General features: G+C 65.4%; 19 protein-coding genes. 7 read left to right on the top strand and 12 right to left on the bottom strand.

All coding sequences use genetic code 11. The annotated features are described in order from the left end of the window. Nucleotides 1-97: 97 nt before the first annotated feature. Nucleotides 98-832, bottom strand: a complete 735-nt coding sequence (locus CHB90_RS07905) for a helix-turn-helix transcriptional regulator (RefSeq protein ID WP_170941008.1) — start codon at nt 830-832, stop codon at nt 98-100. Between the two features lie 128 nt (nt 833-960). On the opposite strand from CHB90_RS07905, the gene CHB90_RS07900 reads away from it, so the two are divergent. Continuing rightward, the gene (locus CHB90_RS07900; protein WP_089277322.1) at nt 961-1,317 is read left to right on the top strand and encodes a VOC family protein; all 357 of its coding nucleotides are present in this window, start codon (nt 961-963) and stop codon (nt 1,315-1,317) included. 77 nt (nt 1,318-1,394) lie between these two features. Continuing rightward, entirely contained in the window at nt 1,395-2,282 is an 888-nt protein-coding gene (locus tag CHB90_RS07895; RefSeq protein WP_089277321.1) for an NAD-dependent epimerase/dehydratase family protein, read from the top strand. 5 nt (nt 2,283-2,287) lie between these two features. Here the strand turns inward: CHB90_RS07895 and CHB90_RS07890 are convergent, their stop codons facing one another. From CHB90_RS07890 to CHB90_RS07880, 3 genes are all read right to left on the bottom strand, one after another. Beyond that, nucleotides 2,288-2,845, bottom strand: coding sequence for a PaaI family thioesterase (locus tag CHB90_RS07890; RefSeq protein ID WP_342744949.1), 558 nt, complete (start codon nt 2,843-2,845; stop codon nt 2,288-2,290). 286 nt (nt 2,846-3,131) lie between these two features. Then, nucleotides 3,132-3,812: a ligase-associated DNA damage response endonuclease PdeM gene (gene pdeM / locus CHB90_RS07885; protein WP_089277320.1), complete on the bottom strand. Its 681-nt coding sequence runs from the start codon at nt 3,810-3,812 to the stop codon at nt 3,132-3,134. A 68-nt stretch (nt 3,813-3,880) separates the two neighbouring features. After that, nucleotides 3,881-6,304, bottom strand: a complete 2,424-nt coding sequence (locus tag CHB90_RS07880) for a ligase-associated DNA damage response DEXH box helicase (protein ID WP_089277393.1) — start codon at nt 6,302-6,304, stop codon at nt 3,881-3,883. 318 nt (nt 6,305-6,622) lie between these two features. Here CHB90_RS07880 and CHB90_RS07875 point away from each other — a divergent pair, with 318 nt between their 5' ends. After that, entirely contained in the window at nt 6,623-7,699 is a 1,077-nt protein-coding gene (locus CHB90_RS07875; RefSeq protein ID WP_089277319.1) for a CaiB/BaiF CoA transferase family protein, read from the top strand. Beyond that, nucleotides 7,696-8,364 carry a nitroreductase gene (locus CHB90_RS07870; protein WP_245823195.1) on the top strand — a complete coding sequence of 223 codons (669 nt, stop codon included), beginning with the start codon at nt 7,696-7,698 and terminating at the stop codon, nt 8,362-8,364. The genes CHB90_RS07875 and CHB90_RS07870 overlap by 4 nt, the downstream gene beginning before the upstream one ends. A gap of 64 nt (nt 8,365-8,428) precedes the next feature. On the opposite strand, the gene CHB90_RS07865 is transcribed toward CHB90_RS07870, so the two are convergent. After that, nucleotides 8,429-9,358: an aldo/keto reductase gene (locus CHB90_RS07865; protein ID WP_089277318.1), complete on the bottom strand. Its 930-nt coding sequence runs from the start codon at nt 9,356-9,358 to the stop codon at nt 8,429-8,431. A gap of 126 nt (nt 9,359-9,484) precedes the next feature. Here CHB90_RS07865 and CHB90_RS07860 point away from each other — a divergent pair, with 126 nt between their 5' ends. The 3 genes from CHB90_RS07860 to CHB90_RS07850 all read left to right on the top strand — a co-directional run bounded on the left by CHB90_RS07860 (nt 9,485) and on the right by CHB90_RS07850 (nt 12,066). Next, on the top strand, nt 9,485-10,240 hold the full coding sequence (locus CHB90_RS07860; protein ID WP_245823194.1) for a vWA domain-containing protein: 756 nt from the start codon (nt 9,485-9,487) through the stop codon (nt 10,238-10,240). Between the two features lie 113 nt (nt 10,241-10,353). Next, a complete protein-coding gene (locus CHB90_RS07855) occupies nt 10,354-10,860 on the top strand; it encodes a pilus assembly protein N-terminal domain-containing protein (RefSeq protein ID WP_089277317.1) in 507 nt (168 codons plus the stop codon). Between the two features lie 99 nt (nt 10,861-10,959). Continuing rightward, nucleotides 10,960-12,066: a hypothetical protein gene (locus tag CHB90_RS07850; protein ID WP_089277316.1), complete on the top strand. Its 1,107-nt coding sequence runs from the start codon at nt 10,960-10,962 to the stop codon at nt 12,064-12,066. 72 nt (nt 12,067-12,138) lie between these two features. On the opposite strand, the gene CHB90_RS07845 is transcribed toward CHB90_RS07850, so the two are convergent. The 7 genes from CHB90_RS07845 to xdhA form a co-directional block, all read right to left on the bottom strand. Continuing rightward, nucleotides 12,139-13,215 (bottom strand): BMP family ABC transporter substrate-binding protein, encoded by a 1,077-nt coding sequence (locus CHB90_RS07845; protein WP_089277315.1) that lies wholly within the window; start codon nt 13,213-13,215, stop codon nt 12,139-12,141. A gap of 44 nt (nt 13,216-13,259) precedes the next feature. Beyond that, nucleotides 13,260-14,183, bottom strand: coding sequence for an ABC transporter permease (locus CHB90_RS07840; protein WP_170941007.1), 924 nt, complete (start codon nt 14,181-14,183; stop codon nt 13,260-13,262). Between the two features lie 103 nt (nt 14,184-14,286). Further along, nucleotides 14,287-15,372 carry an ABC transporter permease gene (locus CHB90_RS07835; RefSeq protein WP_089277314.1) on the bottom strand — a complete coding sequence of 362 codons (1,086 nt, stop codon included), beginning with the start codon at nt 15,370-15,372 and terminating at the stop codon, nt 14,287-14,289. An 81-nt stretch (nt 15,373-15,453) separates the two neighbouring features. Then, on the bottom strand, nt 15,454-16,977 hold the full coding sequence (locus CHB90_RS07830; protein WP_089277313.1) for an ABC transporter ATP-binding protein: 1,524 nt from the start codon (nt 16,975-16,977) through the stop codon (nt 15,454-15,456). After that, nucleotides 16,913-17,923 carry a xanthine dehydrogenase accessory protein XdhC gene (gene xdhC / locus CHB90_RS07825; RefSeq protein WP_141135820.1) on the bottom strand — a complete coding sequence of 337 codons (1,011 nt, stop codon included), beginning with the start codon at nt 17,921-17,923 and terminating at the stop codon, nt 16,913-16,915. Before xdhC ends, CHB90_RS07830 begins: the two co-directional genes overlap by 65 nt. Further along, the gene (gene xdhB, locus CHB90_RS07820; RefSeq protein WP_089277312.1) at nt 17,920-20,262 is read right to left on the bottom strand and encodes a xanthine dehydrogenase molybdopterin binding subunit; all 2,343 of its coding nucleotides are present in this window, start codon (nt 20,260-20,262) and stop codon (nt 17,920-17,922) included. The genes xdhC and xdhB overlap by 4 nt, the downstream gene beginning before the upstream one ends. Next, nucleotides 20,259-21,674 (bottom strand): xanthine dehydrogenase small subunit, encoded by a 1,416-nt coding sequence (xdhA, locus tag CHB90_RS07815; RefSeq protein WP_089277311.1) that lies wholly within the window; start codon nt 21,672-21,674, stop codon nt 20,259-20,261. Before xdhA ends, xdhB begins: the two co-directional genes overlap by 4 nt. Nucleotides 21,675-21,712: the final 38 nt, after the last annotated feature.

The raw sequence follows: 21,712 nt of genomic DNA, 5'->3' as shown, positions 1-21,712 counted from the left end.
GTGGACAGATGTCGGCCTGTGTAAAATCAAGGGGTTACAGAGGCATTTTTACGTTTGGGTAACCTTTGACCGCCTCTGGATAGGGGGCGAGCGGCGATCACACCAGTAGATCGTCGCCAACAAGGGACGCGCCAAACTCTGCCTTGGGCCGCAGGCGGAACGGGGTGCCGGTGGCCTTGGCCGTCAACAGCCGGTCACAGCGAAAGGTGCGCGGCCCATCCCGCAGGTGGTCAAAGGCGACGACGTACCAGACCGGGTATTTCAGCAAGAGATACTGCGGGTCGATCCTGCGCCGGGATGTCTGGCCATCCTCGCGCCTGTATGTGATCTCCAACACTTCCTGATCGACAAAGGCCCGGTGCAGCGCCCGCACGACCCGGTCCGGCGGCGACGCGACACCGGCCTGAACGTAGGTCGACGCGGTGACGCCGATCAGGATGCGGGATTTCAACCGGGTCACCTGCTTGCGTTTTTCCGGCGAAAACGAGGCCACCAACTGCCGTTTGACCGCCCCGAGCTTGGCCAGGAACATGGGCGAGTTCATCTGTTCCGCCACCGCGATGCTGATCAGCAGGTCAACCGCCTCTGCATAGGACAGGTTCATCCGGCCCACGCCCCAGGTGCGGTCCAGCCGCACGCCGCCGCCGCGCCCGCGATCCGCGTCAAGCGGCATCCCCTGATCCCGCATCAAGGACAGATCGCGGGCGATGGTGCGCGCGCTGACACCGAACTGCGCCGCCAGATCCGCGATTGTGCAATGCGTCTCTTGTTTCAACTGCACGGCCAGCAATTCCAGCCGCCGCAGTCTGCCCTGCGTGTTTGTCCGTGTCATGGATGAAATAGGACATAAACTGTCCTGTTTATCAATATCACGATGCCGTCCTGCCACCCTATCCAAGCCAACCGTCAGGGGGCCGCCGACCCAAACGGCAGGGCATCGGCGTATATGGAGAGAACAGTATGAAAATGAACTATTGTGTTGTCGGCACCAACGACATGGCCGCCGCACGGACATTCTACGACGGGCTTTTTGCGCCCCTCGGCGTCAGCGGGTTTTCCCCGGTGGAGCGCATGACTTACTGGCTGGTCGAGGATTTCGCCTTTGCCGTCGCGATCCCGTTTGACGAACAGCCGGCGACACGAGGCAACGGCACGATGGTTGGCTTTTGCGTCGGCACCCCCGACGACGTGACGGCGTTTCACGCCCGTGCCATCGCCCTGGGCGGGTGCTGTGAGGGCGCGCCGGGTGCGCGCGGCCCCCGGTTTTCCGCCTATGTGCGGGATCTGGATGGCAACAAGCTGTGTTTCTCTGACTAAAACGCCCCGCGCCGCACCTGCTGGTGTTTCGCGGGTCGGCGCGGCATGCTGCGCGTCAAAAGTGGAGGAGTTTGATCATGCGTATTCTGTTCACCGGCGGATCGGGCAAGGCGGGGCGTCATGTGGTGGCCTACCTGCTGGAACAGGGGCATCGGGTGCTGAACGTGGACCGGGTGCCGCTGGATCTGGCGGGCGTCGACAACCGGATTGCCGACATCACCGACGCGGGCCAGATGTATGACGTGATGCACAGCCTTGCCGGTCTGGATGAGCTGGAGCCGGGGACCGGGGTGCCGTCCTTTGACGCGGTTGTGCATTTTGCCGCCGTGCCGCGCATCCTGATCACTTCGGACAATGAATGTTACCGGGTGAACACGATGGGGACGTATAATGTCATCGACGCGGCGGTGAAATCCGGCATCCGCAAGGTGATCTTTGCCTCATCCGAGACCACTTATGGCGTCTGTTTCGCCGATGGTGAGCGCAAGCCGGAGTACCTGCCGATTGATGAGGACCACCCGACCACGCCCGAGGACAGCTATGCCCTGTCCAAGGTCTGTAACGAGGTGACGGCGCGCGGGTTTCAGGCGCGCTTTGGCGTGGATATTTATGGGCTGCGGATCAACAACGTGATCGAGCCGCATGAATACGCGCAGGATTTCCCGGGCTATATGGCCGATCCCGGCGTGCGGCGGCGCAATATCTTTGCCTATATCGACGCGCGTGATCTGGGGCAGATGGTGGAGTGCTGTTTGCACACTGACGGGCTGGGCTATGAGGTGTTCAACGTCTCCAACGACGATCATTCGGTGGGGTTGAGTTCAGCCGAGCTGATAGAGCGGTATTATCAGGGCGTGCCGGTCAAGGGTGAGATCGGCGCGGCGGAGACGTTTTATGCCAACGCCAAGGCCAAGCGGATGCTGGGCTATCAGCCCGCGCATAGTTGGCGGGATGTACTGGGTTAGGCGGGTTAGGCTGGGGAGGCGGGGACGCGCACCATCGTTCCGGTCAGCCGGGCGATGTGGCGTTCCTTGCCCTGATCCTGTGCGTAGACATCGGCCTGCGTGACCAGCATCCGTTTGCCCGGTTTGATCACCGATCCGCGCGCAATCAGGCGCTGGCCGCTGCCGGGGGCAAGGTAGTGGATCGCCATTTCCGAGGTCACCACCTCGCTGTCGGCGTCCAGCAGGGACAGGGCGGAATAACCCGCCGCGCTGTCGCCGATGGCAAAGGCCAGCCCGCCGTGGGCATAGCCCTGTTGTTGTGAGACTTCTGGTCGGATCGGGACGGCAATCACGACCTTTCCGGGCGTGATGTCGAGCAGGGTTGCGCCAAGGGTGACAAGCATGCCCTGCCGGTCAAAGCTGGTGCGGATGCGGGTTTCCAGATCGTCCATGCGCCCAGCGTTGCCCATCTTGCCGGTGGCACGCAAGGGGCTCTTGCAGAGACGTGGCGGCGTACCGATATCCTGTGTCGTCCCGCGCAATGCCGCCGGATGTCGGCGGTGGGATCGCGTGGCATGCATCATTGGGACAACAGGATTATGCATATTCTTGAGGGGGTTGCCGTCCTCCTGGCGGCGATTGGCCTGTATCTTTGGGCCTCTGCCCTGCACCACCGCGAGACGGCGCCGCGCTGGGCGCGCGGACAGCTGTTTGCCAGTGGCGTGGGGCTGCTGCTGGTCTGCATCGCGCCTGCGGCGGCGGGGCTGGTCACCTTTGGGTTGGGAGAGCCGATGACCCCGGCGTCCTGGTTAGGGGTGGCGGGTCTGGGCCTTGCGCCGCTGGCGCTGTGGGCGGGGACGCGCGGTCAGGTCAGGCGCGTGATGCGGCCCGGCGGGGCATCGGGATGGCGACGGGGCGCGAGCCGGTCAGGATGGCCTGTGCGTCCGGGCGCATCAGCGCACTCAGCACCGGGCTGTCGCTGAACAGCCCGCCGGTATAGGCACCGTAGGCGGGCAGGATCAGGCGGTCCGCGTCCAGCAGGAAACAGGGCCGGGTCAAGCTGCGCCCGCGTACTGTCAAGCGGGCCTTGGGGTGGTAGTGGCCAGACACTTCGGCGGTGGTGCCCTGCGTGGCGATGTGGCGAAAGGTTAGCGGGCCGTCGCGATGTTCGGCCCGGTGCGCGCCGGTCAGCGCCACAGGCGCGGGGTCGTGGTTGCCCGCGATCCATGTCCAGTCGCGCCCCGCCTGCAGTCGCGCGATCCACAGCAGATCGTCCTCTGGCAGATGCGCGTCGATGCCCGGCGCGTCAAAGCTGTCGCCAAGGCAGATCACGCGAGTGGCCCCTGTGGCGGCCAGATCGGCGTCCAGCCGTTGCAGCGTCTCGCGCGTCTCGTAGGGCGGCAGTTGCGCGCCGCCTACGGCAGAGAGGCGGGCGGATTTCCCCAGATGCAGGTCCGACACCACCAGTAGTCCCGTCTGCTCCCAGTATAATGCCCCGGAGGGCAGGGCGTGCAGGGCTGCGCCGTGGAAGGTGAAGGGGTGCGTGTTCATGGCTTGTTCTTGCCATGCCGCCCGGCCCGCCGCAAGAGGCGCGCCGCTGTGCGCTGTCGTGGGGCGGATCAGGGGCGCTTGGGCCCAACCTGCGCCAGTCCGCTTTCGTTCAGCAGGCGCGTGACCTCTTCTTCCATCAACCGCTCATCCGCCGAGCCGCGCACCGGAACGCGCCCTTGCTCAAGAAACAAGGGTGCCGCCAGCGGCGTGACGCGGGTCAGGCGCAGATGGTCGATGCGGTCCCCGACGCGGGCGCTCATCTCGCGGATGCGGGCGAAATCGACCAGCCCGCGCATCGCCTCTTCGCGGGTGATCTGCATCAGCAGGTGGTCGGGGTCGTATTTCAGCAACGTGTCATACAGGATGTCCGACGACATGGTGGCCTGCCGCCCGGTCTTGCGCTGGCCGCCGATCTGCCGCTCGATCAGCCCGGCGATGGTGGCCGACGCGCGAAAGGTGCGTTTCATCACCGCGTTGCCCGCCAGCCAGCCGTCCAGCCCCGCCTCAAGGGCGGCCAGATCGAACAGCGGCACCGGGTCCGTCACCGCGTCCAGCCCCCAGATCAGCGTGGCGTAATCGGTGGCGACAAAACCCATGGGGGCAAGGCCGATCTCTTCCATCCGTTTGGTCAGCAGCAGGCCCAGCGTCTGCTGCGCGTTGCGCCCGGCAAAGCCGTAGACCACCAGTTGCTGCCGCCCGTCGTGCGGAAAGCTTTCCACCAGCAGGCGGCCCGGTTCCGGCAGGCGCGAAACCCGCCGTTGCAGGTGCAGCCAGTCGCGCGTGTGGGGCGGCAGATCGGGCCAGTCGTCCTGCTGGAACAGCCGCAGGATACGGTCGGAAAGCTGGGTGGAGGTGGCGAACTTGGTGCCCATGAAGGTGGCGATCTTGGGTTTGCGGCCCGGATCGCGGCTGACCTCCACCGTCAACTCGCGCAGCCCCTCATAGCGCACGATCTGGCCGCCGATCAGAAAGGTGTCGCCCTTGGTCAGCGAGGCGGCAAAGCTTTCTTCGACCTCGCCCAGCGGCTTGCCGCCGCGCCCACGCCAGCGCACCTTGAGCGTGTCGGTGTCCTGAATCGTGCCGATGTTTTGGCGGATGCGCACGGCAGAGCGGGGATCGCGCAATTGCCACAGCCCGTCGGGACGCTGCATCAGGCGCTTCCACTGGTCGTAGGCGCGCAGGGCGTAGCCGCCGGTGGCGCAAAACTCCAGGCAGGCGTCAAACTGCGGCCGTGTCAGCCCGGCATAGGGGCCAGCGCCACGCATTTCCGTGTACAGCGTATCGGCCTCGAACGGGCCAGAGGCGGCGGCGATCAGGATATGCTGGCACAGCACGTCGCGGGGGCCGGGCCCGCGCGGCTCTCCATCCAGATCATGCGCCCTGACTGCCTCCAGCGCGGCCAGGCACTCGACCACCTCGAATCGGTTGGCGGGGACAAGGATCGCCTTGGACGGCGCGTTGTAGCGGTGGTTGGCACGGCCGATCCGCTGCACCAGCCGCTTGACGTTTTTCGGCGCGCCGACTTGAATCACAAGATCCACATCGCCCCAGTCGATGCCCAGATCCAGCGACCCGGTGCAGACGATGGCGCGCAAGTGGCCCGCGACCATGGCCGCCTCGACCTTTTCCCGCTGGCCCCGGTCGAGCGAGCCGTGGTGGATGCCGATGGGCAGCGAGTCCTCATTGGCCAGCCACAGGTTGTGGAAATAGATTTCCGCCTGCGCGCGGGTGTTGTGAAAGATCAGCGTGGTGCGGTGTCGTTTGACCTGTTCCAGCACGGCGGGGATGGAATACTTGGCCCCGCCACCGGCCCAGGGCGGGGCCTCATCGGTGATCAGCATGGAAATATCCGGGTCGGGGCCGGGATCGGCTTGCAGGATCTCACAGGGGAAATCGCCATGCGCCAGCAGGCGGGCGATGGCCTGCGGGTCCTCGACCGTGGCGGACAGACCGACGCGGCGCAGGCCGGGGCAGAGCGTTTGCAGCCGCGCCAGCGCCAGCATCAACTGGTCACCCCGTTTGCTTTCGGCCAGCGCATGGATTTCATCCACCACAACCCGTTGCAGGCCCGCGAAAATGCGCGGCGCGTCCTCGTATGAGGTCAGCAGCGCCAGGCTTTCAGGCGTGGTCAGCAGGATATGCGGCGGGTCGGCGCGCTGGCGTTTCTTGCGGCTGGCGGGGGTGTCGCCGGTGCGGTCCTCGACCCGGATTGGCAGGTTTGCCTCTTCGATAGGGACCCGCAGATTGCGCCGGATGTCCGCCGCCAGCGCCTTGAGCGGTGAGATATACAGCGTGTGCAGCCCGGTGCGCGGCTCTTCGGTCAGTTCCGACAGGGTCGGCAGGAACCCTGCCAGCGTCTTGCCGCCGCCGGTGGGGGCGATCAGCATCAGGCAGGCGGCATCGGCGCGGTCCAGCATGGCCTTTTGGTGCGGATGGACCTGCCAGCCGCGCGTGTCGAACCAGTGTTGCAGAGCGTCGGGGAGCCTTGTCATGGTCGAGAAGTAACCCGGCGGCGGCAAAAGCAAAACGGGTTTGACAGCGGCGGTCAGTGTCGCCCGCGCGCCGAGGTAACTCCGGTCAGGAACAGGGTCGATCACCTTGCGACCGACCCGGAAAGCAAACGCAGCAGACCCCTTGTGTTTCTTCTGGCCGAAAATATCCCGGGGTGAATTGGCCACTTGTGGCCAAGAGGGGCAGAGCCCCCGGGGCGCGGGCTTGCCCGCGCGCCCCCCCGGCGGCGCCGCAGGCGGCGCAATCCCGCTTTCCATTCGCGCCGACATCCGCTTTCCTGCCAGGCAGGGAGGACCGACATGCTGACAGGCATCCGCATCGTGGAATTCGAGGCGCTGGGGCCCGCGCCCTTTGCTGCCATGCATCTGGCCGATCTGGGGGCCGAGGTGATTGTGGTGCAGCGCAGGGGTGGCGCGGAAAACCCGGCCAAGGGCGCAAGCGGCCTGCTGGACCGGGGCAAGCGGGCGATTGCGCTGGACCTCAAGGACACAGGCGATCTGGGGATCGCGCGGGCGCTGATCCGCAGCGCGGACGGTCTGATAGAGGGGATGCGCCCCGGCGTGATGGAGCGGTTGGGGCTGGGGCCGCAGCAGGTGCGGGACGCGCATCCGGCGCTGGTCTACGGGCGGATGACGGGCTGGGGGCAGGAGGGGCCGCGTGCGTGGCAAGCGGGGCATGACCTCAACTACCTCGGGCTGTCGGGGGCGCTGTTTTATGGCGGGCTGCCGGGGGCGGTGCCGGGGGTGCCGCCGACGATGTTGGGCGATATCGGGGCGGGGGCGCTGTATCTGACGGTGGGCATGCTGGCGGGGCTGGTGCAGGCGCGGACCAGCGGTGTGGGCTGCGTGGTGGATGCGGCGATTGTCGACGGGGCGCAGCATATGATGGCGCTGTTGCGGTCGCTGGGGTCGGCGTTTGATACCGGCGCGCGGGGGCGATCCTTGCTGGACGGGCCGCATTGGTCGCGCTGTTATGCCTGTGCTTGCGGGGGGCATGTGGCGGTGCAATGCCTGGAGCCAAAGTTCTACGCGCTGTTTCTGGACAAGATGGGCTTGGCGAACGATCCGGATTTTGCGGTGCAATTCGATCCCGATCAGTGGGCGGCGCAGGGCGTAAAGCTGGGTCGAATTTTCGCCGAAAACTCGTGCGCCCATTGGGTTGGGATTTTCGACGGAACTGATGCGTGCGTGGCGCCGGTGCTGAGCCCGGATGCGGCGGCGCAGGATGCGCATATGGCGGCGCGGGGGCATGGGGCGGGCAGCGCCTTGCCCGCGCCGCGCTTTGACGGGGCGGTCTTGCCGGTGGGCACGCCGCCGCGCCACGGGCAGGATGGCGATGCGATATTGGCGGAATTGGTGGAAAAGGGATTGCTGTGAGCGTGGATGAGACATTTGCCGATCTGTTGGGCGCGCGGTTTTCCTGCCGGGGGTTTCTGAGCGACCCGGTGCCGCGCGCGGTGATCGACGCGGCCTTGAGCGATGCGCAAAAGGTGCCAAGCTGGTGCAATTCCCAGCCCTGGCAGGTGATCGCGCTGTCGCAGGAGGAAACGGCGTCATTTGCCGATGCGCTCTATGACCATGTGGCAGAGGCGGCGCATCACAGCGATATTCCGTTTCCGGCCCGCTATGAGGGCGTCTACAAAGACCGGCGCAGCATCTGTGGCTGGCAGTTGTATGATGCGGTGGGGGTGCAGAGGGGCGACCGTGCGGCATCGGGGCGACAGATGCGGGAGAACTTTCGCCTGTTCGGCGCACCGCATTTCCTGTTGATCACAACGCCAAAGGCGCTGGGGACTTATGGCGTGCTGGATTGCGGGGCCTATGTGACGGGCGTCTTGCTGGCGTTGCAGGCGCGGGGCGTGGCCAGTTGCGCCATGGCCTCTGTGGCCGGGTTAGCGCCGTTTGTGCGAGACCGCTACGGCATTGCCGAAGATCGCGACCTTCTGTGCGGGATCGCGCTGGGCTACGCCGCCCCGGATCACCCGGCAAACAGGTTCAGGACAGACCGCGCACCGCTGGATGAGGTGGTGGACTGGCGCTGAGCGCCAATGCCCCTGTTCGGGCCCCAGTTCAGGCCCCAGTTCAGGCCCCAGTTCAGACTCCTGTTCAGGCCTCTTCCAGCCGGTCCGTGGCCGGAGGCGGCGTGGGGCTGAGCGCGCAGAGGCGGGTATAGAGCGCGTCATCCATCGGGTAGCGCATTCCGGCCAGCGAGGGCGCCAGCTGTTCGGCGGTGCGGGCGGACAGGATCGGGGCGGGGCCTGCGGTGTGGGCCGCGACCCAGGCCACGGCCAGTGTTGCCGGGTCCGTGCCCAGCTCGGTTGCCAGATCCGTCAGCGCCTGCGCGGTTTCATGCATTTCCGGGCGGCCATAGCGGCTGGCATAGCGCGTGTCCTCGGTCAGGCGTCCGGTGCCGCCGCCCGCGTATTTGCCGGTCAACAGTCCGCCGCCCAGCGGCGAGTAGGGTACGGCCAGGATGCCTTCGGAGGCGCACATGGGCAGGATTTCGACCTCTGCCTGCCGTTTCACAAGATTGTACATCGGTTGGATCACGTCGATGCGGGTGCCGTAACGGGCGGCCACGCCTTGTGCCTTCATCACCTGCCAAGCGGCGTAGTTGGACACGCCGATATAGCGGATCTTGCCGTCCGATTGCAGCGTGGCCAGCGTCTCGAACGTCTCGTCCAGCGGCGTGTCGCCGTCCCAGCGGTGCATGTAATAGAGGTCGATCACCTCCATGTTCAGGCGGGCGCGGCTTTCGTCCAGCGAGGCAAGGATATTGTCGCGGCTGGCGCCGCAGGTGAATTTGGCCTTGGTGGCGATGAACAGGTTTTCACGCTCGGCTTCGGCATAGCGGCCCAGCATCTGTTCCGACTGGCCATCGGTGTAGACATAGGCCGTGTCGAAATGACGGATGCCGGCGGCGCGGCAGGCGTCGAACATGGCGCGGCTGTCGGTGTCCGACGCGCGGCCCCCGAATTGCATGCAGCCAAAGGCGAAGGGCGCGGGCGTGTCGCCCGAAAGGGTTGTCAGGGTCATGGACGGACCCTGACACGACAGGGGCGGCAGGCAAAGCGGATTTGTCCCGTCGCCGCATGGCGCTGCACGACCTTGGTCGGGTGGTCGGCACGCGGCTGTTACTCGACAGGGGGCCAAGTGCCTGCCATGCTGGCCCAGAGAGGAACCCTGCCGATGCGTCCCTTTTCCTACATGGCTGGTGCGGTCTGTCTGGCAGCTTCCCTGAGTGTCGCCGCTGCGACGGGCGCCGGGGAAAGCTGTACCGAAGACGCGATGATCGTCTTTGACGGCTCTGGCAGCATGGCCGAGATCGGCTACAACGCCATCGGCGTGCCGCGCATCTCCGAGGCGCGCGCGGCGATGCGGCGGGCGATCCCCTCTATCGCGACGGTGCGGCGGCTGGGTCTGGTGATCTACGGGCCGTCCGGCGACCGCACCTGCGCCAACACCGATCTGCGCTTTGCCCCGCAATGGCAGGCGGGGCCGCGCATCCTGGCGGATGTGGACGCGCTGCGGCCCGCCGGGGGCACCTCACTGACCGAGAGCGTGCGGCGGGCGGCGGAAACGCTGGATTATACCCGGCAATCGGGCACCGTCGTGCTGGTGACGGACGGCAAGGAAACCTGCGGCGGCGCGCCTTGCGTGTTGGCCGCCGAAATTGCCGCCATCGCGCCGGGGCTGACGGTGCATGTCATCGGTTTCAAGGTGCGCAGCGATCATTTCGACTGGGCCAAACCGGATGATCCCGCTGGCACCACGGTGGCGCGCTGTCTGGCGGACCGCACCGGCGGGCACTATGTGAGCGCGGAAACCGTGGATCAGCTGATTGGCGCGCTGCGCACGACGTTGGGGTGCAACGTGCTGGGGGCGCTGGACGTGAGGTCCGCGCGGCGGCTGCCCTAGGACCGCCCCCGGGGCGTCAGGTTTTCCATGCTTTACGCAGTAATGACCATTCGGCAGGCTGACCGCATGTACGGACCCCCGTGGCCCGTGCGACGCTTTTTCAGGAGGGTCTTATGAACAAATTGCTTTTCTCCGCAGCCTGCGGTGTCGTCTTCAGCCTTGGCCTGTGCGCCCCGGTTCTGGCGCAGGAGGCGTCATTCAAGGTCATGGGGGCGGGGGAAACCGTCGAGGTGCAGGCCGGACACGCCGTCACCCTGGACTTTGCCGTGCCGTTTTCCGAACTGTCGATTGGTGATCCGGATATTGCAGACATCAGCACCCTGAGCGACAAGGTGGTCTATCTGCTGGGCAAGACCGTGGCCAGCACGACGCTGACGACGATCTCCAGCCGCAACCCGCCGGACATCGGCCATGTGACCGTGGTGGTCTACCGCGACATCACCCCCATGCAGGCCTTTCTGGACACAAGCGCCGGTGAGGTCGCCCTGACGCGAGACGGGACGGTGGTGACGGCGCTGGGCTGCGTGGCGGGCGACCGCCAGCGGGCTGCGTTGGATAGCGTTTTGGGCCAGTTGGACAAATGGGGCTATGTGACACTGGCGGATGTGGGGGACTGCTGAACCCGCCTTGCAATCAGCACGGAACATGCATGTTTTCCTTGGCCGATGCCGGGGGCTTGCCTAGTCTGGAGGGCCGGATCCTCAGGAAAGGCATGACAGATGAAGATTGGACACTGGGTTCTGGCGTTGACCCTGACGGCAGGACAGGCGTTTTGCGGCGAGATCGTGGAACTAGGCGGTTTCGACGCGGAGTGCAGTTATAAATTCACCGGGAAGGTGGCCACGGGCGATGCGGCCAAGATCGATGCGTTGAACACTTACGGGTCGGCGGGGGCCTCGCTGTGTCTGGACAGCCCCGGCGGGTCGCTGCTGGAAGGGATCGCCATGTTCAACGCGATCTGGAATTCGCAGATGCACACCCGCGTGGTCGATGGCGACCGCTGCGAATCCGCCTGTGCGATTGCCTGGCTGGGCGGCGGCGTACAGGAAGGGACATTGGCAGTCCGGTTTCCGTCGCGCAGCATCGAACCGGGCGGCATTCTGGGATTCCATGCACCCAGCCTGAACTTGCCGGCCGGAGGCAGCTATCCGGCAGGGGATGTCGAAAACGCCTTTCGCATCGCGTTGACAGCGGCCGAGGGCTATTTCGACATCAAGCTGACCACCGATGACAACGTCGAGGCGCTGAACGATTTCCTGTACGCGCGGATCCTGGAGACACCCGGGGAAAGCATGTTCCGTATCCAGTCGTTGGCCGAGGCGTTGATGGCGAATGTGGCGGTTTCGGCAGCAAAGGCACCGGAGAAGATCCTCAAGACCAATCTGGTTCACCTATGTGAGAACGCCTACCTGGTGCATCGTGGGGTCGATGTCGCCCTATCGGACGCTGCGGCGCATCTGAAGAAACTGCGCGACGCGGCAGAGCCGGGGGAGCGTGTGGGCTATGTCGATGAGACATCCTGGGTGATCCGCATGGATGGTGAGCGGCGCTCACAGCATGTCTGCGTGATCAGTGACAGCACCTTCGGGTTCTTTCTTGAACGGGCAAAGCGCTACAACGCCGGGGGGCTGTATCCCAATGGTCGCGCGGATTTCCCGACGATTTCATTGAGTTTGCAGAAGGTGGACGTCTGGCCGGGTGAGCCGGCGCAAAAAGTCTGGGATGCGGTATCGGACGAGATGATCCTGACACGGGACTCGATCGAGATGCCTCATTATGCCTTCTATGACGGATTGACCCGGCTGACGGACCTGCCGCCGCACTGAACGTCAGGTCGGTTGGCAGAAAAAGGCCCCGCATGATGCGGGGCCTATGTGGTTTCGCGAGGAAGATCCGGCTTATTTCGGGATGTCGCCGGTGATGCCTTCGACGTAGAAATCCATGCCCAGCAGCGTGCCGTCATCGGCCACTTCGCCGTCGGCCAGCCAGACCGAACCGTCCGCCTTGTTCAGCGGGCCGGTGAAGGGGTGATAGTCGCCCGCCGCGATGGCATCCTTGAGCGCCAGCGCCTGCTCTTTGACCTCTGCCGGTACCGCGTCAGAGATTTCACCGATGCCGACCATGCCCGGGCCGATGCCGTCCCATGTGTCTTTCGATTCCCACGTGCCGTCCATCACCGCCTGTACGCGGTCGATGTAGTAGGGCGCCCAGTTGTCGATGATCGACGAGACGCGCGGCATGGGGGCATAGTCGCCCATGTCAGAGGCCTGGCCAAAGGTGATGACGTTGCCCGCATCGGCGGCGGCGGCCTGCGGTGCGGTGGAATCAGTGTGCTGCAGGATCACGTCAGCGCCGTTTTCGATCAGCGCGCGGGCGGCGTCCGCCTCTTTGGCCGGGTCGAACCAGGTGAAGGCCCAGATGACCGAGAATTCCACATCCGGGTTCACCTTTTTGGCGTGGATGTAGGCGGAGTTGATGCCGCGAATGACCTCGGGGATCGGGTAGGAGGCGATGTAGCCGATCTTGTTGGTCTTGGTCATCGACCCGGCGATATGGCCCTGAATGGCGCGGCCTTCGTAGAAACGGGCCGAATAGACGGACACGTTGTCGGCGGTCTTGTATCCGGTGGCATGTTCGAACTTCACGTTCGGGAATTTCGCAGCCACGGAAACGGTCGGGTCCATGTAGCCGAACGAGGTGGTAAAGATGATGTCGGCGCCGGACAGGGCCATCTGGGTTATTGCGCGCTCAGAGTCGGCGCCCTCGGGGACGCTTTCCTGGTAGATCGTCTTGACCTTGTCGCCAAAGGCATCTTCGACGGCAAGGCGGCCCTTGTCGTGCTCATAGGTCCAGCCGCCGTCGCCGATCGGGCCGACGTAAATGAAACCGGCGGTGACGTCCTGTGCGGCAGCGGCGGTGCCAAAGCCAAGGGTCAGCGCGAGGGCTGCGGTCGAAAGGAGCGTTCTTCTTTTCATGATGTTCCCCTGTTGGAGTGGTTTTTTAAGAGTGACTATTGGCCTCAGGATGAGGCGTGGAATGGTCGGCCCAGCGAGGCGGGTGCGCCATGTGCGCCCAAGGCCGAGATGATCACCAGAACGATGATCGTGACAAGATAGGGTGAGGCCGACAACAGCGCGACCGGCACATCCGCGCCAGCGGCCTGCAGGTTCAGTTGCAGTACGGTGACGCCGCCAAAGAGGTATGCGCCAATGGCGACGCGGCCCGCGCGCCAGCTGGCAAAGACCACGATGGCCAGCGCGATCCAGCCTGCGCCAGCGGTCATGCCCTCGGTCCATTGCGGCACCCGCACAAGGCTGAGGTAGGCCCCGCCAAGTCCCGCGCAGGCGCCGCCGAACAGGATGGCGATCAGGCGGATGCGCACCACCTTGTAGCCCAGTGCATGGGCGCTGTCGTGGCTTTCGCCCACCGCGCGCAGGATCAGCCCGGCGCGGGTGTATTTCAGGAAGGCCCAGACAAGAGCGACAAGCACAAGGCTGAGGTAGACCATCAGATCGTGGCTGAACAGCATCCGCCCCACAACGGGCAGGTCCGAGAGCAGGGGAATGTCCAGTTTTGGCAAGGTGGGGCTTTTCATGCCCTCATAGGGTTTGCCGATCAGGCTGGACATGCCCAGACCCACCAGCGTCAGACCAAGGCCGGTCGCGACCTGATTGGACAGCAGGAATTGGGTCAGCACGCCAAAGGCCAGCGACAACAGCGCGCCTGCGACGGCGGCGGCCAGGAAACCGGCGGCGGGCGAGGTGGAATTGACCGCCACGGCAAAGCCGACCACCGCGCCGGTGATCATCATGCCCTCGACCCCGAGGTTCAGGACGCCGGACTTTTCCACCACCATTTCACCGATGGCGGCCAGCAGGATCGGTGTCGCCGAGACCATGATAGAGGCGACCAGGAGGATGGGGTTGATTGAGCTCAGGTCCATGCGGTGTCCCCTGTGTCAGCCGGGGCAAGGGGGCGCTGCCCCCCTGCGCCTGCGGCGCATTCCCCCCGGGATATTTTTGGCCAGAAGAAACGGGTGTTGCGGGTCATGCGATTTCCCTCCGGCCGATGCGCAGGCGGTAGTTGGTGAAGACATCCACCCCCAGCAGGAAGAACAGCAGCATCCCTTGGAACAGTTGGATCGAGGCACCCGGCACGCCGAGCATCAGTTGCGCCAGTTCGCCGCCGATATAGGTCAGCGCCATCAGCAGCCCGGCGAGCAGGATGCCGATGGGATTGAGGCGGCCAAGGAAGGCCACGATGATGGCGGTGAACCCGTAGCCCGAGTTGAAGTCGATCGAGATCTGGCCGGCAGGGCCGGTGACCTCGAACAGCCCGGCCATCCCGGCCAGCAGGCCCGAAAGTCCAAGGCAGATCAGCACGATACGCGCCGGGCGCACACCCGAGAACCGCGCGGCGCGCGGCGCCTCGCCGGTGAGGCGGATGTTGTAGCCAAGGATGTGGCGGGTCAGCAGAACGTAGGCGCCGATCACCGCGATGAAGGCAAAGACCACGCCCCAGTGCATGCCTGTCCCTGCGAAGATCTCGGCGTTGTGGGCGGCGTCCCATTGTTTGAAGTTGCGTGAACCGGGAAAGCCGCGGCCTTCGGGGTTGCGCAGGAGGCCGGTGGCGACCGATCCGAGGATGGTTTCGGCGACATAGACCAGCATCAGCGACACGAGGATTTCATTGGTGCCGACGCGGGTTTTCAGGATGGCGGGGATCATCGCCCAGACCCAGCCGCCAAAGGCCCCGGCGATAACCATCGCCGGAAAGATCAGCACGCTTTCGGAGGGGTAAAGCGCCAGACCGGCGGCGGCGCCGCAGATCGCGCCCATGATGTATTGGCCCTCTGCTCCGATGTTCCAGATCCCGGCGCGAAACCCGATGCTGAGGCCGATGGCGATCAGGATCAGCGGCGCGGCCTTGACCAGCAATTGCGGCCGGGTGAAAGACGCGAATTGCGCGTTGAAGATCGGATCCCAGAAGATGGTGCGGATCGCCTCGAAGGGGTTGGCGCCAAGGGCGGCGAACAGCAGTCCGCCGACGAACATGGTCAGCAGCACGGCCAGAATGGGGGCGAGGATGGTCCAGAGGCGCGATGGTTGGGGACGTTTTTCAAGCCGGATCATGACTGGCCTCCGGGTGTTGTGGGCAGAGGCGAATTTTCGACGAAAATTCGTGTCCCGGATTGGGGAATTGATTGGGGGCGGTCAGACATCCACATGGGCCACCTCCATGTCATGCGCGCCGCCCATCATCAGGCCGATCTGTTCGATGTTCAGGCTGGCGACGGGGGGCGTCTGCGACAGGCGGCCCTCGTTCAGGGCGCCAAAGCGGTCCGAGACCTCCATCAATTCATCCAGATCCTGGCTGATGACCACAACGGCTGCCCCTTTGGCAGCGAGGTCGAGCACGGATTGCCGGATAAAGGCTGCCGCCGCCGCGTCCACGCCCCAGGTGGGTTGGTTCAGCACCAGCACCTGCGGGCTTTGCAGGATCTCGCGTCCGACCACGAATTTCTGCAGGTTGCCGCCTGACAGCGCCCGGGCTGCCGTGCCCGGGCTGGGTGTGCGCACGTCGAAATGGGCGATCACCTCTTCGGCAAAGGTCCGCGCCTTGGTCCAGGAGATGAAGCCGCGCGTCAGCATGCCCTCGCTCCGCGCGGCTGTCAGCACGCCGTTTTCGATCAGGCTCATGTCCGGGGCGGCGGCGTGGCCCAGCCGCTCTTCGGGGCCCGACAGCACCCCCATCCCGCGCCGCGCCACCGGTCCGGCGCGGCTGATGTCCTTGCCGTCCAGCATGATGCTGCCCGCAGGGGCGGCACGTTCGCCTGACAGAGCCGACAGCAATTCATCCTGTCCGTTGCCCGCCACGCCACCGATGCCCAGCACCTCACCGGCGCGGACCTCAAAGCTGATGCCGCGCAGCGGGGTGCCAAAGGCGCCGGGGGCGGGCAGGTGCAGATCGCGCACCGCCAGCAGCACCTCGCCGGCTGTGCCGCCGCGTGCCTCGGGTGTGGCAAAGCTGGACCCGACCATCATTTCAGCCATCTGCCGGGCCGAGGATTGCGACGGAATGCAGGTGTCCACCTTCTTGCCCAGCCGCAGGATGGTGGCGTTGTCACACAGGGTGCGGATTTCTTCCAGCTTGTGCGAGATATAGAGGATTGAGGTGCCTTCGGCTTTCAGCTTGCGCAGGGTTTCGAACAGGATCTCGACCTCTTGCGGGGTCAGCACGCTGGTCGGTTCGTCCATGATCAGCAGGCGGGGATTTTGCAGCAGGCAGCGAATGATCTCGACCCGTTGCCGTTCGCCCGCCGACAGCGTGCCAACGGTGCGACCGGGGTCCAGCGGCAGGCCGTAGGTTTCCGAGACCTCGCGGATCTGGCGGGCAAGGTCGGACATGGGCGGCGGCGTTTCCATCCCAAGCGCCACGTTTTCCGCCACGTTCAGCGCATCGAACAGCGAGAAATGCTGAAACACCATGGCGATGCCGGCGCGCCGCGCCTCTGACGGTTTGGTGGGCGCATAGCGCGCCCCGTCCAGCTGCATCTCGCCCTTGTCGGGGGCGACCAGCCCGTAGATCATCTTGACCAGTGTCGACTTGCCAGCGCCGTTTTCCCCCAGCAAGGCGTGGATTTCGCCGCGCCCGATATCAAAGGACACGTCGTCATTGGCGATCACGCCGGGATAGATCTTGGTCAGGCCCCGGAGGCTGAGAAGTGCATCGGCCACGCCCTGTCATTCCTTGTTTTTGCAATCTGAGTAGCTGGGTCGCGGTGCCGATGGCAATGGCCTGCGGATGTTTGCCCAGGTCTTTCTGCCCGATCGGGCAGCAAATGGCGTCGATTTGCGCAGCCGCGTGGCCAAGCGCCAGCAGCCGTTTGCGAAACCGTGCTTTCTTGGTGTCCGAACCGATCAAACCGCAAAAGCCAAAGCCGTGCCGGAGCGCGGCATGGCACAGCGACAGATCCAGCTCATGGCTGTAGGTCAGGATCAGATGCGCGGCCTGTCGGGGGGCCAGGGCCATCGCGCGGTCAGGGGCAGGTGTGGGCAGGACAGTCACGCCCTCCGGCACATCGGCGGGAAAGCGGTCCGGCCCGGTATCCACCCAGGTCAGCGCCATTCCCGGAAGCGGGGCCAGCGATGCGATCATGGCGCGCCCGACGTGGCCCGCGCCCCAGATCCAGACCGGCAGCGCAGGCGGGGCCACGGGCTCGATCATCCAGCCCTGTACCAGGTGTGGCTCTGGCACGTCGCCGCGGGCGCGGGCGCGGTCCAGCAGGCGGCGCACGGCAAGCGGCATCTGCCCGGTGCCGCGCGCGATCACGGTCTTGTCCGCCAATGCGGTGGTCAGTGTGGCAATCGCTTCGGCGTCATAGACCTCTGTCAACAAGGTCACCGCGCCGCCACAGCATTGGCCCAGCGATGGCCCCAGCGGATGCCGCGTCAGCCCCTCATGGTCAAAGGCCGCCCGCGCGGCGGCAAATTCCAGCGCGCCGCCGCCGATGGTGCCGACCTGCCCAGTGCCGACCTGCCCAGTGCCGTCCTTGTGGGACCAGACCAGCATCGCTGCGCCGACCTCGCGCGGGGTCGATCCCGCCACTTCGGCCACAACCACGCGCGCAACCCGGCCATGTGCGGCGACGGCGCGGGCAAGGACGTCAAGGTCAAAGCTCATGCGCGAACCGTCCCGATTGCGGCCAGCACCCTTTCGGGCGTCGCGGGCGCATCCAGCGCCGGATAGGACGACCCGCAGGCCGCCACCGCATCCGACAGCGCCATCAAGGCTGAAACGCCCAACATCAGTGGCGGCTCACCGACCGCCTTGGACCGGTACACCGTGTCCTCTTGGTTCTCACCGTCCCAAAGGGCGACGTTGAACACCTCCGGCGCGTCGGAACAGGCGGGGATCTTGTAGGTCGAGGGCGCATGGGTGCGCAAACGGCCATGGTCGTCCCAGACCAGTTCCTCGGTCGTGAGCCAGCCCGCGCCCTGCACAAAACCGCCCTCGACCTGGCCGATGTCCAGTGCCGGGTTCAATGACCGGCCCGCATCGTGCAGGATATCGGTGCGCAGCATCCGGTATTCGCCGGTCAACGTGTCCACGACCACCTCGGTACAGGCGGCCCCATAGGCGAAATAGTAAAACGGCCGCCCCTCGCCGCGCAGCCGGTCCCATGTGATGTCGGGTGTCTTGTAGAACCCGGTGGCCGACAGGCTGACGCGGCCCGCGTAACAAAAGGCGGCGGCCTCGGCAAAGTCCATGTCCTGCCCGCCAACCGACACACGCCCACCATCAAAGACCACCTCCTCTGGCGGGCATTGGTGCATCCCGGCCAGATACTCTGCCATGCGGGTGCGCAGCGTCTCACAGGCGATCCTGACCGCCGCGCCGTTCAGATCCGACCCGGAAGAGGCCGCCGTGGCCGAGGTGTTGGGCACCTTGCCGGTGTCGGTGGCGGTGATGCGCACCTTTTCGGTGCGCACCCCGAAAACCGCCGCCGCCACCTGCGCTACTTTCTGGAACAACCCCTGTCCCATTTCGGTGCCGCCGTGGTTCATGGCGATGGACCCATCCTGATAGACATGCACCAGGGCACCGGCCTGATTGAGATGGGTCAGTGTAAAGGAAATCCCGAACTTGACCGGCGTCAGCGCCAGCCCCCGCTTGAGCAGCGGATGGGTGGCGTTCCAAGCCGCCACATCTGCCCGCCGCGTGGCATAGTCGCAGGACTTGGCCAGCGCGTCGGTCATCTCGTGCAGGATGAAATCACGCACATCCTGCCCGTAGGGCGTGACGTTTCGTGGCTTCTTTGCTGCAAAAATACCCCCGGGGGGGCTCGGCTTGTCCGAGTGGGGGGCAGCGCCCCCCTCTGACCTGTCGTAATAATTCGCCCGGCGGATTTGCAGCGGGTCGCGGCCCAGCACATGCGCGATATGATCCATGACCCGCTCAATCCCGACCACGCCCTGCGGCCCGCCAAAGCCGCGAAAGGCGGTGGCGCTTTGGGTGTTGGTCTTCAGCCGATGCGATTCAATCCGTACGGCGGGCAGGAAATAGGCGTTGTCAGCGTGCAACATGGCGCGGTCCGCCACCGGCAGCGACAGATCCTGCGCCCAGCCGCAGCGGGTGTAGTGCAGAAATTCGATGCCCTCGATCACGCCGTCCTCGTCGACACCCACGCGGTAGTCGATGCGGAAATCATGCCGTTTGCCGGTGATGATCATGTCATCGTCGCGGTCATAGCGCATCTTGGCGGGTCGCCCGGTGGCGGCTGCCACCACGGCGCAGGCAATGGCCAGCGCGTTGCCCTGACTTTCCTTGCCGCCAAAGCCGCCGCCCATGCGCCTGGTTTCCACCCGGACGTTGTGCATCGACAGGTTCAGCGCATCCGCCACCTTGTGCTGGATCTCTGTCGGGTGTTGCGTGGACGAGACGACGTGCATGTCGCCGTCTTCCTGCGGGGTCACGAGGGCGGCCTGACCTTCGAGGTAGAAGTGCTCTTGCCCGCCGATCTCGATGCGATCGTCGATTTGGTGGGCGGCTCTGTTGATGGCGGTTTCCACATCGCCGCGCGTCCAGATGCGGGGGCCTTCCTCAAATCGGCTGTCGGCGTCCAGCGCCTGTTCGATGGTCAGGATCGGCGTTGCGGCCTCGGTCTCAATCCCGGCCAGCGCCACGGCCTTGCGGGCGGCAAGATGGCTGTCAGCGGCCACAAGGAACAGTGGCAGGCCCTGATAGTGGATCGTGCCGTCCGACAGCATGGGTTCATCATGGTTCGAGGGCGAGCAATCGCAGCCCGAAGGCAGATCCGTGTGTGTCCAGACACCCGCGACACCGGGGGCTGCGCGCACGGCGTCAAGGTCCAGCGCGGTCAGCCGCCCGGCGGCAATGGGCGAGATCCCGAATGCGAGGTGCAGGCAATTGGCCGGTGTCGGAATGTCATCGACGTAACGTGCGCGGCCGGTGACATGCAGGCGGGCGGCGTCATGCGGCAGGGGTTTGTTCACGCTCATGGGCGGACCTCCAGCACGCGGGTGGCGTGGCCTTGATCCTCGGCCCACGCGCGGCGCAGCATGTTGCGCGCGGCGGTCAGGCGGTAATCGGCACTGGCGCGCATGTCCGACATCGGCGCGAAGTCCTGTGCCCAGGCGGGGGCTGCGGCCTCTACCGTGGCCTCTGTCCAGGGCTGGCCGGTGATCGCGGCCTCAACCTGTGTCGCGCGTTTGGGGATGCCTGCCATGCCGCCGAAGGCAATGCGCGCCTCAGTGACATGGCCGTCGGTGATCGTCAGGTTGAAGGCCCCGCAGAGGGCGGAGATGTCCTGATCAAAGCGTTTCGACAGTTTGTAGACCCGCAGGGTGTCGGCTTGTTTGGGGATCGAGACAGCCTCGATAAACTCGCCCTTGGCGCGGTCCTGTTTGCCGTAGTCGAGAAAGAACGCCTCGATCGGCAGGTCGCGCCGGGTGTTGGCGTGGCGCAGGTGCAGGGTGGCCCCCAGCGCGATGAGCGCGGGCGGGTTGTCCCCGATGGGAGAGCCGTTGGCGTTGTTGCCACCGATGGTGGCGGCGTTGCGCACCTGGGTCGAGCCATAGCGGCGGATCATCTCGGCGTAGCTGGGGTGATGGGTTTTCATCAGCGTATGGACGCGGTCCATGGTGACGCCTGCGCCGATGCGCAGCGCAGTGTCCGTTTCGGTGATCTCTTGCAGATCTGTGCAGCGGTTGAGAAAGATCACCTGGTCCAGATCACGCAGCTGTTTGGTCACCCAGAGGCCCACATCCGTGGCCCCGGCCACCAGCGTAGCATCGGGGTATGCGGCGTAGAGCTGCGCCAGGTCATCGGCGGTGTGCGGGGCATGACAGGTGGGAGGGGGGCTGTCTGCCCCCCGCCCGGCTGTGCCGGGCCCCCCCGAGGATATTTCCGGCCAGAAGAAATCCTGGTCCGCTTTGAGCCAGTCCGGCGCGGGCTGGTCCGTGGCGGCGCGGGCGGCGCGCAGGATCGGGGCGTAGCCGGTGCAGCGGCACAGGTTGCCGGCCAGCGCGTCGTTGTGGTTGGTGTCGCCGTTCAAGTGGGCGGTGGCCATGGAGACGGCAAAGCCGGGGGTGCAAAAGCCGCATTGGCTGCCGTGACAGTCGATGAGCGCCTGTTGCACCGGGTGCAGTGTGCCATCCGGGCTGGACAGCCCCTCGACCGTGCGGACGGCCTTGCCGTGCAGTTGCGGCAGGAACAGGATGCAGGCGTTGAGGGTGCGCGCGCCGTCGGCATCCGTCACCATGACACTGCAGGCACCGCAATCGCCCTCATTGCAGCCTTCCTTGGTGCCGGTGAGGCCGCGCGTTTCGCGCAGCCAGTCGAGCAGCGTGACGGTGGCCGGGACCTCCCGCAGCTCCACGCTCTCTCCGTTCAGAAGAAAGGTGATGTCCATTTGTTCAGTGACCCGCCGCCTTACCCATTGCCCCGGAC

Source organism: Antarctobacter heliothermus (genome assembly GCF_900188425.1).
In the GTDB taxonomy this organism is placed as follows: Bacteria; Pseudomonadota; Alphaproteobacteria; order Rhodobacterales; family Rhodobacteraceae; genus Antarctobacter; species Antarctobacter heliothermus.
Note: the sequence above shows the minus strand (reverse complement) of the source record. Positions and strands in the feature narration are given on the sequence as shown.